The 13,745-nt window shown below is 64.5% G+C and carries 17 protein-coding genes; 9 read left to right on the plus strand and 8 right to left on the minus strand.

Annotated elements, in window-relative coordinates; genetic code table 11:
• The 3 genes from VF643_RS05110 to VF643_RS05120 all read left to right on the plus strand — a co-directional run.
• The coding region (locus VF643_RS05110) for a ribonucleotide-diphosphate reductase subunit beta (protein ID WP_331042295.1) at nt 1–622 on the plus strand (622 nt) is incomplete at its 5' end.
• Nucleotides 623–631: 9 nt separating this feature from the next.
• Nucleotides 632–1,579: a hypothetical protein gene (locus VF643_RS05115; RefSeq protein ID WP_331042296.1), complete on the plus strand. Its 948-nt coding sequence runs from the start codon at nt 632–634 to the stop codon at nt 1,577–1,579.
• Between the two features lie 32 nt (nt 1,580–1,611).
• Nucleotides 1,612–2,265, plus strand: coding sequence for an MT-A70 family methyltransferase (locus tag VF643_RS05120; protein WP_331042297.1), 654 nt, complete (start codon nt 1,612–1,614; stop codon nt 2,263–2,265).
• On the opposite strand, the gene VF643_RS05125 is transcribed toward VF643_RS05120, so the two are convergent.
• A complete protein-coding gene (locus VF643_RS05125) occupies nt 2,266–2,910 on the minus strand; it encodes a BglII/BstYI family type II restriction endonuclease (protein ID WP_331042298.1) in 645 nt (214 codons plus the stop codon).
• A 96-nt stretch (nt 2,911–3,006) separates the two neighbouring features.
• On the opposite strand from VF643_RS05125, the gene VF643_RS05130 reads away from it, so the two are divergent.
• Complete coding sequence (locus VF643_RS05130) at nt 3,007–3,621, plus strand: hypothetical protein (protein WP_331042299.1); 615 nt, start codon at nt 3,007–3,009, stop codon at nt 3,619–3,621.
• 367 nt (nt 3,622–3,988) lie between these two features.
• On the opposite strand, the gene VF643_RS05135 is transcribed toward VF643_RS05130, so the two are convergent.
• Nucleotides 3,989–4,354 (minus strand): DNA primase, encoded by a 366-nt coding sequence (locus VF643_RS05135; protein ID WP_331042300.1) that lies wholly within the window; start codon nt 4,352–4,354, stop codon nt 3,989–3,991.
• A gap of 85 nt (nt 4,355–4,439) precedes the next feature.
• Nucleotides 4,440–5,678 carry a multidrug effflux MFS transporter gene (locus VF643_RS05140; protein WP_331042301.1) on the minus strand — a complete coding sequence of 413 codons (1,239 nt, stop codon included), beginning with the start codon at nt 5,676–5,678 and terminating at the stop codon, nt 4,440–4,442.
• A gap of 178 nt (nt 5,679–5,856) precedes the next feature.
• Here VF643_RS05140 and VF643_RS05145 point away from each other — a divergent pair, with 178 nt between their 5' ends.
• Nucleotides 5,857–6,813, plus strand: a complete 957-nt coding sequence (locus VF643_RS05145; RefSeq protein WP_331042302.1) for an isopenicillin N synthase family dioxygenase — start codon at nt 5,857–5,859, stop codon at nt 6,811–6,813.
• A gap of 11 nt (nt 6,814–6,824) precedes the next feature.
• Here the strand turns inward: VF643_RS05145 and VF643_RS05150 are convergent, their stop codons facing one another.
• The 4 genes from VF643_RS05150 to VF643_RS05165 form a co-directional block, all read right to left on the minus strand.
• Nucleotides 6,825–7,025, minus strand: coding sequence for a hypothetical protein (locus tag VF643_RS05150; RefSeq protein ID WP_331042303.1), 201 nt, complete (start codon nt 7,023–7,025; stop codon nt 6,825–6,827).
• 90 nt (nt 7,026–7,115) lie between these two features.
• The gene (locus VF643_RS05155; RefSeq protein ID WP_331042304.1) at nt 7,116–7,913 is read right to left on the minus strand and encodes a PmeII family type II restriction endonuclease; all 798 of its coding nucleotides are present in this window, start codon (nt 7,911–7,913) and stop codon (nt 7,116–7,118) included.
• The gene (locus VF643_RS05160; RefSeq protein WP_331042305.1) at nt 7,802–9,157 is read right to left on the minus strand and encodes a DNA (cytosine-5-)-methyltransferase; all 1,356 of its coding nucleotides are present in this window, start codon (nt 9,155–9,157) and stop codon (nt 7,802–7,804) included. The genes VF643_RS05155 and VF643_RS05160 overlap by 112 nt, the downstream gene beginning before the upstream one ends.
• 48 nt (nt 9,158–9,205) lie before the next feature.
• Entirely contained in the window at nt 9,206–9,988 is a 783-nt protein-coding gene (locus tag VF643_RS05165) for a crotonase/enoyl-CoA hydratase family protein (RefSeq protein ID WP_331042306.1), read from the minus strand.
• Nucleotides 9,989–10,053: 65 nt separating this feature from the next.
• Here VF643_RS05165 and VF643_RS05170 point away from each other — a divergent pair, with 65 nt between their 5' ends.
• Nucleotides 10,054–10,470: a PaaI family thioesterase gene (locus VF643_RS05170; protein WP_331042307.1), complete on the plus strand. Its 417-nt coding sequence runs from the start codon at nt 10,054–10,056 to the stop codon at nt 10,468–10,470.
• Between the two features lie 2 nt (nt 10,471–10,472).
• Nucleotides 10,473–10,853: a PaaI family thioesterase gene (locus tag VF643_RS05175; RefSeq protein ID WP_331042308.1), complete on the plus strand. Its 381-nt coding sequence runs from the start codon at nt 10,473–10,475 to the stop codon at nt 10,851–10,853.
• A gap of 136 nt (nt 10,854–10,989) precedes the next feature.
• Here VF643_RS05175 and VF643_RS05180 read toward each other — a convergent pair whose 3' ends face one another.
• Nucleotides 10,990–12,120: a PQQ-dependent sugar dehydrogenase gene (locus tag VF643_RS05180; protein ID WP_331042309.1), complete on the minus strand. Its 1,131-nt coding sequence runs from the start codon at nt 12,118–12,120 to the stop codon at nt 10,990–10,992.
• Nucleotides 12,121–12,300: 180 nt separating this feature from the next.
• On the opposite strand from VF643_RS05180, the gene rimP reads away from it, so the two are divergent.
• Nucleotides 12,301–12,879 carry a ribosome maturation protein RimP gene (gene rimP, locus VF643_RS05185; RefSeq protein ID WP_331042310.1) on the plus strand — a complete coding sequence of 193 codons (579 nt, stop codon included), beginning with the start codon at nt 12,301–12,303 and terminating at the stop codon, nt 12,877–12,879.
• The coding region (gene nusA / locus VF643_RS05190; protein WP_331042311.1) for a transcription termination factor NusA at nt 12,879–13,745 on the plus strand (867 nt) is incomplete at its 3' end. The genes rimP and nusA, both read left to right, overlap by 1 nt.

Here is a 13,745-nt window from a genome sequence, read left to right on the forward strand (position 1 = left end):
CATCGCCCGCACGCTGGCCATGTTCGGCGGCTTCACCGAAGGCGTGCAGCTGTTCGCCAGCTTCGCGATGCTGATGAACTTCCCGCGCTTCAACAAGATGAAGGGCATGGGCCAGATCGTCACCTGGTCGATCCGCGACGAATCCTTGCATTGCGAGGGCATCATCAAGATGTTCCACACCTTCTGCCACGAGCGCCAGTGCCTGACCAAGGCGGTCAAGGACGATATCGCCGACGTCTGCCAGACGACGATCCGGCTGGAGGACAATTTCATCGACCTGGCGTTCGAAATGGGTCCGGTCCACGGCATGACGCCCAAGGAGATCAAGAAGTACATCCGCTTCATCGCCGACTGGCGGATGAGCCAGCTCGGCCTGAAGCCGATCTACATGATCGACGAACACCCCCTCCCCTGGCTGGCACCGATGCTCAACGGCGTCGAGCACGCGAATTTCTTCGAACAGCGCGCGACGGAGTATTCGAAGGCGGCGACCAAGGGCCAGTGGAACGACGTGTGGGATTCGTTCGACAAGCGCCAGAAGGCCAAGATCGTGCGGCCGGTGGCGAACGAGGATTTGGGTGAGGCGGACATGTTTGGGATGGCCGGGGTAGCGGCGGAGTAGGAGTTTCAGATGGTAGCGGTATTTAGACTTCCAGCTAGCGTTCAAACTGAAAGTGGTCAGCAAGGCTCTCTTGCGTTGAGCGATCTGGATGGCGCGCGCGTGGACCCTTTAGGAATGGGAGTGCTCAGCGACGGCACACCCTTTTTGACACAGCGAGGCTTAGCGGTTCTTTGTGGCGTGGAGAACGCGCACATTGGCACCATTAGCAGCCAATGGAGAGACGCAGTTCCAAAACCACGGATTAACAAAATTCGTGATATTTTGGCACGGAATGGTTATGAGCTTACCGAGGGTCATGTTCAAGTCAGGGTTGGTGGTAGAACTATCTATGCTTATCGAGAGGAAATATCTCTTGCGGTAATTGAATATTACGCATTTGATGCTGGCCAATTCTGCCAAGAAGAAGCGCGTGATAATTTTCGCATCCTAGCACGAAAGGGCTTCAGAGATGCGATTTATGAGAGCGTTGGCTATCAACCAACTCGGGATTTAGGCGATCAGTGGCAAGCATTCCATGATCGCGTTTCTCTTGTTTACCACAGCGCACCCGACGGCTTCTTTAGCATTTTCAAAGAAAGTGCAGAAATTACCGTCACACTAGGGCAAAGTGGAATATTTTCTAACGAGAATATCATCCCCGATATCAGCATAGGCCAATGTTGGGCTCGACATTGGAACGATAATAATCTTGAAGTGCGGCATGGTGCGCGCCTCGAATATAAGCACTATTACCCCGGCTATTTTCCACAGTCCGTTTCCAATCCACAAACTCCGTGGTGCTATCCCGAAGCAGCGCTTGGGGATTTTAAGCGGTGGCTGAGGGAAGATTACATCAAAGGCGGCAAGTTCCGCGCCTATCTTGGTGGTCAGATTCAGCGCAAACAAATCGAGGCTCAGGCGGCACAGCAGGCATTGGCTGCGTACAAACTTCCTCCTTTTATCGAAAAGAGGCCTTGACCGAGCCTATCACAACACATCAAGATCCTATTATGTTCCCCCCCGCCGACCCGCTCGAAACCCACACCACCCTGCTCGCCATCGCGCGCGGGAAGCGGTTCGGGACGATCCTCGCGGATCCGCCGTGGCAGTTCCAGAACCGCACCGGCAAGGTCGCGCCCGAGCATAAGCGGCTCAACCGCTACGGCACGATGACCCTCGATGACATCTGCGCGCTGCCGGTCGCCGACATCGCAGACGATCCGTCGCACCTCTATCTCTGGGTGCCCAACGCCCTGCTGCCCGAAGGGCTGCGGGTGATGGACGCCTGGGGCTTCCGCTACATATCGAACATCGTCTGGCACAAGGTGCGCAAGGACGGCGGATCGGACGGCCGCGGGGTGGGCTTCTACTTCCGCAACGTCACCGAATTGCTGCTGTTCGGCGTTCGCGGCAAGAACGCGCGCACGCTCGCGCCCGGCCGCAGCCAGGTCAATCTGATCGGCACCCGCAAGCGCGAACACAGCCGCAAGCCCGACGAGCAATATGACCTGATCGAATCGTGCAGCTGGGGGCCGCGACTGGAAATGTTCAGCCGCGGCACCCGCCCCGGCTGGACGGTCTGGGGCAACCAGGCCGACGACAGCTACAAACCCGATTGGGCGACCTATGCCCATAACAGCGCGGTGGCAGAGGCGGCCGAATAGCTATTCGTATAGCGGCATCGCGGCCGCCGCGGCAACCTGCTCGGCGCTCGGCGGGCCATCGTCGACGTACAGTTCGGGCCGGATCGCGAACGTCAGCACCGGACACCCGCCACCCCCGCCGCCTTCGATCCGCGGTTTCAGCTTGTCGCGGTGGGTAGTGGAAGCGCCATAGGAATTGCCCTTGCCCAGCGACTTGAAGATCGCCTGAAGTTCGCTGCCGCGGGTCACGATAATGCCGACGTCGATCGCCCGCAAATCGAACAGCAGGCGGAAATTGTTGAGATCGCGGTCGAAGAACGGATCCTTGTTGTTCCATTCCACTTCGAGAGCGACACGGCCCTTCAGGCAGTCGATCTTGTGCGTCGGGCTGGCGAAGGTCTCCCCGTCCAGCGTGATCGCGGTCTGGAACTGCTTCTCCTTCCAACCGCGCGCGTAGAAGCCGCCGTCGATCTGGCTCGCGATGGGCGACTTCGACCCGCCGGCCGCCTCGACCTCCGAACGCAGCAGGCGGAAACCGCGCAGGACATCGATGACCTCGGCCCACTCCGCCGGGCAGGCCGTGGCCAGAACGCCGGCCGCGTTGCGCCACTCGTCGACGTGGTAAAGCTGGCGGAGGTCATCGGGAACAAGATGGATCGTGGACACGTCCGCTGCATGGACTCGGGCTCCGCGATTGGCAATGTTGCCGCTACAGCCGCCGACACGTATAACTGGCCCGGCTCCACGATCAGGAGCCGTCCGATGCAACTCTCCGAGCAAAGCCACATCGATCCCAAGGTCTATTGGGCCGATGCCCTCAGCAGCAATCAGCCCGACATCCGCAAGCCCGGCAATCGCGATCCCGAGCCGGTCGTCGCGCTGCGTCGGCGCAAGGACGGGTGGACCGCGGAGCGGCAGGGCATGTTCCTCAATACGCTCGCCAATACCGGCAGCATCGCGCACGCGGCAGAGGCGGCGGCGATCACGCCGCGCTCGGCCTATCGCCTGCGCAACCACCCTCAGGGCGCCGCCTTCGCACGCGCCTGGGACTCGGCGCTGATGACGGCCACCAACCGCCTCACCGCCGTCGCCTTCGAACGCGGGATCACCGGCACGCCGCGCCAGATGTGGCGCAACGATCGCATCGTCGCGGAAACCAGCGTGCCGTCGGATCGCATGCTGATGTTCCTGCTCCGCCACCTCCGCCCCGCCCTGTTCGGTGACGCGGCCGATCCGCGCGGACGCGCCGACGCGATCGGCGCGATCGCGAGCGGCTTTCCCGAGGCAATGGCGGCGCTGGTCGATACCGATGTCGATGCCGACCTGCTCGAGGTGAATAACTATCTCCCCGAACCGCCACACGAACACAGCGCCTGATCCCTTGGAAAAGGGCGCGTAGGACGTGACTTTCCAGTGACCTTCCGCGGGTGCGCCACGTTAGAGGACGGCGGTGGAAAGGCCGCATGGGCACGCATCGCGGGCCTCCGGTCGTTGCGGCGCGGCGGGCTCGATCCCGCCGCGCCCTCAAGGCGTGATGACCTTATACTGATCCGCTGGACCTGAGAGGCTGGCCGAAAATCTTCCGTTCGTCCTGAGAAGCCGCTGAGCGAAGTCGAAGCGGCGTCTCGAAGGACAGGTGAGTCCACACCCTTAGACACAGGCCTTCGCCACTTAAGGCCCCCCCAGGACGAACGGAAGCAAGTCAGTTCAACGCCATCATGCTGCAGGCGTCGCACGCCGAACCTTACGGCCGCAGTGCGACGTCGTCCGCATCGTCGAGGTCGTCGTCGCTGTCGTCGCCATCGACATCCTTGCCGACCGCATCGGCATCAAACGCGTCCTGCGCGTCGTCCTCGTCGATGTCGTCCTCGTCCATATCGACGTCGGACGATGCCTCGCCGACTTCCTCGGAATCCATGTCGAGATCGTCGATCGGCTCATCCTCGTCATCGGCGTCGCCCAGATCGGGTTCGAGGTCGGTCAGGATCAGCCCGTCGCTCGGCCCGTCGCGCGTCGCCTCCAGGATCTCGGCGCGCTGGCTCTCGTCATAGCCTTCCTCGTCGTAACCGTCGTCGCCCGGACCCATGCCGGGAATCTGATGTCCGCCCATCGCCCAATCTCCATGATGCCGCGAGGTCGCGGCAAGTTCATGGAGCGCGAACGGCGATCGGGCACCCGCGGTTCCGTGGGGCTCGTCAGGCCGGTTGAAACAGCCGGCCGCGCTCGGTCACCAGCACCAGCGCCAGCGCGCACACCGCCGCCACCAGGAAACCGGCGGACATCGGCCCGGTCGTCCCGTCGAATGCCTGACCGATCGCTGCGCCGATGATCGTGCCGACGGTGATGGTGGTGAAGCCCTGCACGCTGGATGCGGTGCCCGCGATACGCCCCATGTTCTCCATCGCCATCGCGCCGAAGTTCGACGTCGCCAGCCCGAAGCACGCCATCGTCACCGCCTGCACGATGGCAAAGGTCAGCAGCGTCTCGACGCCGGCCACCGACATCGTCAAATGGACTGCGCTGGCCGCGATCAGCCCCATGATCGCGACGTGGCTGATGCGTTGCGACCCCAGCCGCATCACCAGCCGTGCGTTGAACAGATTGGCCAGCGCCATCGTCGCGGCGGTCGCGGCAAAGACGATCGCCAGCATCTCGGGCCGGCGGAACGTGTCGTACATCACCTGCTGGATGGAATTTATATAGCCGTAAAGCGCCCCGATCAGGGCCGCGCCGGCAAGCGTATAGCCCAGCGACTGGCGATCGACGATCGCCTGACGCCACCCTGCGATGATGCGCGCAGGCGCGATCCCCTGGCGGTCGGCCGGGTCCAGCGTCTCGGGCATGCGGATCGCGAACCACGCCAGGATGATGAGCGTCATACCGGCGATCACCCAGAAGATCGCGCGCCAATCACCGATCAGCAGCACCCCCTGGCCCAGCGTCGGCGCCAGCACCGGCACGATCATGAAAACGATGAAGGCGATCGACATCACCCGCGCCATCGCCGGCCCGTGATAGCAGTCGCGGACCAGCGCGATGCTCGCCACCCGCGTCGCCGCCACCGCAGCGCCGCCGACCACGCGCGCCGCCAGCAGCAACGTGAAGCTGCCCGCCATCGCAGCGGCCACGTTGGTCACCGCATAAGCGGCCAGCGCACAGATCAGCAGCCGGCGCCGCCCGAACCGATCCGCCAGCGGCCCGTGCGCCAGCTGTGCGACGCCGAAGCCCAGCAGGAAGGCGGTGATGACGAACTGCCGCGCATTCTCGTTCGCCACCCCCAGCGCTTCGCCGATTGCGGGCAGCGCGGGCAGCATCGAATCGATGCCCAGCGCGCCCAGCGCCATCAGCGCGGCGATCAGCGCCACGAACTCGGCAAAGCCGATCGGCGCGCCCGTCATCTCGCCGGCGCTTGGGCGCGCGGCCTGTCTCGTCATGTCCGTCATCGTCGGCAGATAGGGACGCACCGCCCGGATGCCCACCCGCTTGCACGCCCGGCGCATACGTATTACGCCGTGTTACCGAGCCATAACACCTCTGGGGGCGGCCCGGGCTTTGCGTCGGGCGACCCGCGCGCCTATGTTGGCACTTCCATCTTCGATGCGGACAGCCCCCATGCTCGACACGCCCTTGGCCCAGGTGCCCACGCTCAGCCTCACGCAGCAGGCGAGCGACCCGCAAGCCTTCGCTGCCGAGTTCGGCGCCTCCTTCCAACGCTACGGCTTCGCGATTGTCGCCGATCACGGCATTTCGAAGCCGCTGATCGAACGAGCCTGGGCTGAGACCGCGGCGCTGTTCGCGCTGCCCCACGAGGAGAAGCGCGGCTATTTCAAGGCCGGCGGCGGCGGCGCGCGCGGCTACACACCGTTTAAGACCGAGATCGCCAAGGGCGCGAGCGCGGTTGATCTGAAGGAATTCTGGCACGTCGGCCGCGAACTGCCCGCGGGTCACCGTTATGCCGACAGCATGGCCCCCAACGTCTGGCCAGCGCGGCCCGAGACGTTCAGGGACACGTTCCTCGAACTCTTCACCGCCTTCGATCGCGCCGGCGACCGATTGCTCTCGGCGATCGCGCGCTACCTGGGCCTTGCCCCCGATTGGTTCGATCCCGCGGTGAAGGACGGCAACAGCGTCCTGCGCCTGCTCCATTACCCGCCGATCCCGCAGGATGCCGAAGGGGTGCGGGCGGGCGCGCACGAGGATATCAACCTCATCACCCTGCTGCTCGGCGCCGAGGAGGCGGGACTCGAACTGCTCGACCGTCAGACCGGCCAGTGGATGGCGATCAAGCCGCCCGAGGGCGCGATGGTCGTTAACGTGGGCGACATGCTGCAGCGGCTGACCAACCACCTCCTGCCCTCCACCACCCACCGCGTCGTCAACCCACCCCCCGAACGCCGTGGCCATTCGCGCTATTCGATGCCCTTCTTCCTCCACCCCGCCCCCGATTTCCTGATCGAGACGCTGCCCGCGACGATCACCGCGGACAACGCCAACCGCTACCCCACCCCGATCACCGCGCACGATTACCTGCACGAACGGCTTGTAGAGATCGGGCTTATCAAGAAGTAGGGCAATACCGATCAGGCTTCGAAACCGTCGCAGAAATGCCGACAGACGAAGAGAAGCCATTCCAGCTGGCTCTCCTGGATCAGGGAAACATTGAAGTCCTGGGGTTTTCCCGACAGATCAAGGATCGCGCCCAGATCGGCGATGGTATAGGCGGGCGTATCCCGGCGCGGGCCGACCAGTGCGACACAGGCCCGGATTAGAGCGACGCACATCTCCAGCCACGTATTCTCGTCGCCGAGATAGCGCCACCAGTCGATGCCGATACGAACTGCCGCGCTTACATCAAGGCCCTCGTGCCGGTATCACATCTTCCACGACTGCCTGTGTGTATCCACGATCTCGGCCGAAACCGGCAAGGCCTCCACTATGCTGCGCAGGACGTGCCAGTCCTTCTTGTTCGACGCGGCTTTGGTTCCGTAAAGAACCCCGTAGGTGAAATCGACGGTATCGGCTTCATTGTTCCGCGCCCAGGCCGCCACGTTGCGCGCGACGTCTCTACCGATATTCTGCGCCATTTCGTCGTTCAGGCACCGCGGACCGCTTTTCAGCGTTACCGCGCAAAACTGCTCGCCGCCGATCTTCCGGCGTCGAGAAGCGACTCGACCGATGCATCGTGCTCGGCACGACTTCCAGCCATATACAGGCAACACGACCTCTTCGACCATGCGACCGGCGGATGTCTCCATCGACGAGAAGACCTTGGCTGGTATGATGTCGCTTTCTATTTCGGAAACGCGCGTATACCCGCGCTTCTTCGAATAGAACATCAGGACGAACGGGCTGGTATTGAATTTCTGAAAGTTCGCCTGGGCGGTCGGCAATCCGAGCAGATGCGAGTCGATCTTCTTCCTGAAACCGGTCTCGATAGTGAGGATACGTGTCCTGGCATCCGCATCACCGTCGATGCGCGCCAGCGCCTCGAAGATCTTGCGCTTGGACAGGACAAGCGGCTTTTCCCTTGCCGGAAGATCAAGGTGCCCTCTCGCCATCAGCCGTTCACCATCCTCTTGATCCGCCGTGCGCTCACCATCGCGCCATAGGTCGGCTTGATCGACGTTCCGCCATCGTTCCAGACGAAGGTTTCGCCGCCCTTGAACCACTGCCGCGTTCGCACATGGGACTGGATGTATACGGTGCGAAAATGCTCCGGCTGCCGCGCATAGGGCTTGAAATCGCGCCGGGCGCGTTTGTCGAAGGCATCGGCGACGACCTTGCCTGCAATCGCCCCGAGCCGGACGGGGACGGCATTGCCCACCTGCGCATATTGCTGCGACACGGTGCCCGCAAAGCGCCATTCTTCTGGAAATTCCTGGATCAGCGCATATTCCTTCAGCGACAGCGCCCTGACCCCGACAGGGTGGCACAATGATGTGCTCGCATGGTTCGGCATCGTCACCAGCGTGGGGCACGGAAGGTCGAACGACAGCCGCCGCCACCAGCCGGATCGGCCGCCTTTGGCGTGCCAGGCCTTGCCCATTGATTCCTGCTGGGTCTGGACGGGAAGGCTCCGCCAGTTGGAACCGGGCGGAACTTGGGCGAGGAACGACTTCTTGCGGGGTGAGAAGTCCATCATGACCGGGCCGGGGTCATCCAGTCCGCCGATCGCATCGCCCAGGGTCGCCCACGGCGCGATGGACGTGCCGGCCGCGAACAGGTCGGCGGGCGGCGCCGCGCATTGCTCGGGGCTGCCGTGTGTCGGACGCGGAAAATCGACCTTGGCGTTGAAGCGGTTGCCGATGAAGATAGCGCGCTCGCGAAGTTGCGGCGCGCCGTAATTGACCGCATTCACCTCGAAACAGTCCATATGATAGCGCGCGTCGATTTGTCGAAGATCGTCGGCGAAGAGGCGAACGACCGAGCCGGGCACCTCGCCGTCATCGAGCGGCGGCCCGCCTCGCTCGGGCCGATCGGCCAGCTTGCGGTGACGAAGCGCCGCGGACAGCAACCCGCGCACGTTCTCCATTAAAAAGAACTTCGGCTTCGTTATCTCCACGAACCGGAGAAAGTCCCACAGCAACTCCCCGCGCGGATCCTGGATGGTGCCGCGCCTGCCCGCGGTGCTGAACGATTGGCACGGCGGCCCTCCGACCAGAAGGTCCAATTCGCCCGGCTCGATCTTCGCTGCGCGCAACACGTCGCGGGGATCGACGTTGCGAATATCGTCTTCGATCACGGTAAGATCGGCCGGCAGTATGCCCGCGGCGATGTTCGCCCGATCGTGGAGCAAAACGCATGCTCCTTCTCGACGGCGACCCTGAGCCGGAAACGTCCCGTCTGCTCCAGCCCGGCGTCCAGCCCCATCGCACCGGAAAACAATGAAATCACCGAAAGCTGGCGCATTCACATTCCCTATATGACTCGGATCACGGCGTCGCCGTAAAACGGCGGGCGCCTAGTCCCCGAATACCGCCGCGCGTCGCTCCATGTTTGCGCGCACCTGTTCGATCTGGTCGGGGGTGCGTGTCACCTTCAGCTGTTCGTCGGTTTCGGCTTGCAGCACCGCCGCTGCGTCGGCATCGGCCGCCAGATTGTACAATCGCTTGATCCCCCGGATCGCCTGCGGGCTGCGCGCGGCGATCGTGGCGGCAAGCGCCATCGCCCCGGCGAGCGGATCGTCCGACAGCCGCGTCACGAAGCCCAGCCGCTCGCCCTCGCGCGCGTCGAACTCGCGCGCCGTATAGCTCAGCTCGCGCAGCACGTCGTCGCGCGCCAGCGTCCGCCACAACGCGACGCCCGCCATGTCAGGCACCAGCCCCCAATGGCTCTCGCGGATGGCGAAGCGGGTGTCCGGATGCGCGATGCGCATGTCCGCCCCCGACATGATCTGGAAGCCGCCGCCGAACGCCACCCCGTGGACCGCCGCGATCACCGGCATGGGCAGCATCCGCCATCCCCACGCCAACTGCTGCACCCGGTTGGCCAGGCCGTGGCTGCGCGTCGTCAGGTCGATGCCGGAGCCACCCGCCGCCATCGACGCCATGTCCAACCCCGCGCAGAACGCCCGCCCTTCCCCCGACAAGACAACGCAGCGCACCGCCGGCATCGCCGCCAGCGCGTCGATCGCCGCGATGATGCCGTCGAACATCGCCGGGTCCAGCGCATTCATCTTGTCTGGCCGGTTCAGCCGGACGTCGGCGACGCCGCCATCGACGGTCATGGTCACCCGATCGTTCATTGGAAGCCTCTCTCTTATCGTTCGCCGTCCTGTTGCACGCCGCCGCGTCCGTGATAAGCGCGGTCATGGTTTTCGACGTCGAACGGTTCGCGCGGGCGCGCTTCGGGGGGCATGGCGCGCGGCTGGCGCTCGCCTACCGCGCCCATGGCCCGGACTGGGTAGAGATGGAATTGCCGTGGTCGCCCGACCTGATCGGCGATGTCTCGGCGCAGGTTCTGGCCTCCGGGCCGATCATCGCGCTGATGGACATCGCGACCAGCATCGCAGTCTGGGCGAAGCGCGGCGTCTTCGTGCCCCACGCCACGCTCGACCTGCGCGTCGATTATCTGCGGCCGGCGCGCAGCGGCCATGCGGTGATCGGGCGCGGCGAATGCTATCGCATCACGCGCGCGATCGCCTTCATCCGCGGGCAGGCGCACGATGGCGACCCGAACGATCCGATCGCCCATGTCGCCGGCACCTACATGACGCTGGAGGCGTGAGCATGAAGCTGCCGCCTTATGCCGATGTCCTCGGCGTCTCGATCGAAGCGGGAGAGGGCGTGCCGGTCCTCGTCATGCCGTTCGCCGACGACGTGCTCGGCCGCCCCGGCTTTCTCCACGGCGGCGCCATCGCGGGGTTGCTGGAGATGGCAGCGATCGCCGCGCTGGATCATGCGCTGGCCGCAGAAGGAGGCGGCCGCATCAAGCCGATTAACGTAACCGTCGACTTCATGCGCGGCGGCCGCGACAAGCCGACGCGCGCGGCCGGCAATGTCACTCGCCTCGGCACCCGCGTCGCCAACGTCGAGGCGACCGCCTGGCAGGACGACCGCGGCAAGCCGATCGCCGCGGCGAGGATGAACTATCTGCTCGTGCGCCCCTGAATCCCTCTCCCCATGGGAGAGGGAGGGAGCGGCAGAGCCGCGGAAGGGTGAGGGCGGCTAGCGGCTGAATCTCACCCTCACCCTTCCGGCGCTACGCGCCTCCCTCCCTCTCCCGCGGGGAGAGGGAATCGAGAACCTACTTCGCCGACAACCGGATCAACCGCCCCTGCGAATCGCCGCCATCCTCCAGCACCAGGATCGCGCCGTCGGGCGCCTGCTCGACCTCGCGGATGCGCGCGCCCATGTCCCATTGATCGCCCTTGGCCGCATCGGTGCCGTTCAGGTCGACCCGCACCAGCGCCTTGGACGACAGCCCGCCGATGAAGGCGTCGCCCCGCCACTGCGGAAACATCGCGCCCGAATAGATCATCAACCCACCCGGCGAGATAACCGGGTTCCACGAAACCTTGGGCGGCTCATAGCCGTCGCCCGCCTTGTGATCGGGGATGTCGCGGCCGTCATAATGCGAACCGTTGGACGCATTGGGCCAGCCGTAATTGCGGCCTGCCACGATCAGATTGACCTCGTCGCCACCCTTCGGCCCCATCTCCTGCTCCCACAGATTGCCCTGTGCGTCGAAGGCGATGCCGAGCAGATTGCGGTGGCCATAGCTCCACACCTCGGGCGCGAAGCCCTTCGCGGCCAGCGGATTGCCGGGGGCGGGCTTGCCGTCCAGCGTCAGCCGCAATACCTTGCCGAGCGTCGCGCCCTTGTCCTGCGCGGGCGTGAACTTCTGCCGGTCGCCGTTGGTGAAGAACAGATACTGGCCGTCGGGCGAAAATGCGATGCGGCCGGAGTAATGGCCGTTGCCCTCCACGAATGTGTTCGCGCGGAACAGTTCGACTACATCCTCAAGCCGGAACCCTTGATTGCTTTCGACCAGCTTGCCCCGCCAAAGCACCACGCCCTTGCCGCTTGGCCCGGCTACCGACCCGGAGAAGTAGACAAGGCGGTTTTGCGCAAAGCCAGGTGCTATGACGACGTCCATCAACCCGCCCTGCCCGGCGCTGTCGGTCTTGGGGATGCCGGCCACCGGCATCGTCGCGCTGATCTTGTTCGGGCGGGTTCCCGTCATGAGAAGCAGCATGCGGCCGTCCTTTTCGGTCACCAGCACGCGCCCGTCGGGCAAGATCGCCATGGCCCAAGGCGAATCGAAATTTGCTATGACGTTCTCGACGAACGGCTTGCCCGCGGCCTGCGGCGGCGCGGCATTGCCCGAACAGGCGAGAAGCGCGAGCGGCAGGCTGCAGAGATAGTGAAGGCGCATGAATGATCTCCCGAATAGGCTTCGATGAGCAACGCCCGGCACGGCGGAATGGATGCGGGCTTGTGCGCAAGTGTCCTCCGGGGTATATCGCCTTCACATTCTCTTACATCGCCAGGTGAAAGAGGCTGCGGGGTTTTCCCCGCGGCGCCGATCCTGCACGTTTATCCGGATACGAATTTGTTGACCGACATCGCCCTCCTGCACCGCCTGATCGAGCCTGAGGCCAATGCGCTCGGTTTCGACCTGGTGCGCGTGCGGATGCAGGGCGGCAAGGGCGACCCGACGTTGCAGGTGATGGCCGAGCGCCCCGACACGCGCCAGTTGAACATCGACGATTGCACCGCGCTGTCGCATCGCATCTCCGACCTGCTCGACGCGATGGAGGCCGAGGGTCGCGATCCGATCGAGGAGGCGTATCGGCTGGAAGTGTCCTCCCCCGGCATCGACCGGCCGCTGACCCGGCTGAAGGACTTCGCCGACTGGACCGGGCACGAGGCGCGGATTCGGCTGGTCCAACCCGTGGACGGCCGCAAGCAGCTGACCGGCAACCTGGCGGGGGTCGAAGGAGACACGATCGCGGTCGACCTGGGTCAGCACGGCATGGCAAGCGTCGCCTTCGCCGACGTCGGCGACGCAAAGCTGGTGATGACCGATCGCCTGATCGCCGCCACCGCGCCGCTTTCCACCGACGGCGCGGACGAACTCGAAGAACTGGACGAAGACGGTGTCGATGACACCGCAGTAGAGGAAGAACAGTGATGGCCACCCCCAGTCCTTCTGGCGCAACCGCCACCGCCAATCGCGCGGAGCTGATCGCGATCGCCAATTCGGTCGCCTCCGAAAAGATGATCGACAAGGGCATCGTCATCGAGGCGATGGAGGACGCGATCCAGCGCGCCGCCAAGTCGCGCTACGGCGCCGAGAACGACATCCGCGCCAAACTCGACCCGACCACCGGCGACCTGCGCCTGTGGCGCGTCGTCGAGGTGGTCGAGGCGGTCGACGACTATTTCAAGCAGGTCGACGTCGCCCAGGCGCAGAAGCTCCAGAAGGATGCCACGCTCGGCGATTACATCGTCGATCCGCTGCCCCCGATCGAATTCGGCCGCATCGCCGCACAGGCCGCCAAGCAGGTGATCTTCCAGAAGGTCCGCGACGCCGAGCGCGAGCGCCAGTATGAGGAGTTCAAGGACCGCGCCGGCGAGATCATCACCGGCGTCGTCAAGCGCGTCGAATTCGGCCACGTCGTCGTCGACCTCGGCCGCGCCGAGGGCGTCATCCGCCGCGACGCGCAGATCCCGCGCGAAGTGGTGCGCGTCAACGACCGCATCCGCAGCCTGATCTTCAAGGTCGTCCGCGAGAACCGCGGCCCGCAGATCTTCCTCAGCCGCGCCCACCCGGACTTCATGAAGAAGCTGTTCGCGCAGGAAGTCCCCGAAATCTACGACGGCATCATCGAGATCAAGGCCGCCGCGCGCGATCCCGGCAGCCGCGCCAAGATCGGCGTCATCAGCCACGACAGCAGCATCGACCCCGTCGGCGCCTGCGTCGGCATGAAGGGCAGCCGCGTCCAGGCGGTGGTGCAGGAAATGCAGGGCGAGAAGATCGACATCATCCCCTGGTCC

Source organism: Sphingomonas sp., assembly GCF_036387595.1.
Taxonomy (GTDB): Bacteria; Pseudomonadota; Alphaproteobacteria; order Sphingomonadales; family Sphingomonadaceae; genus Sphingomonas.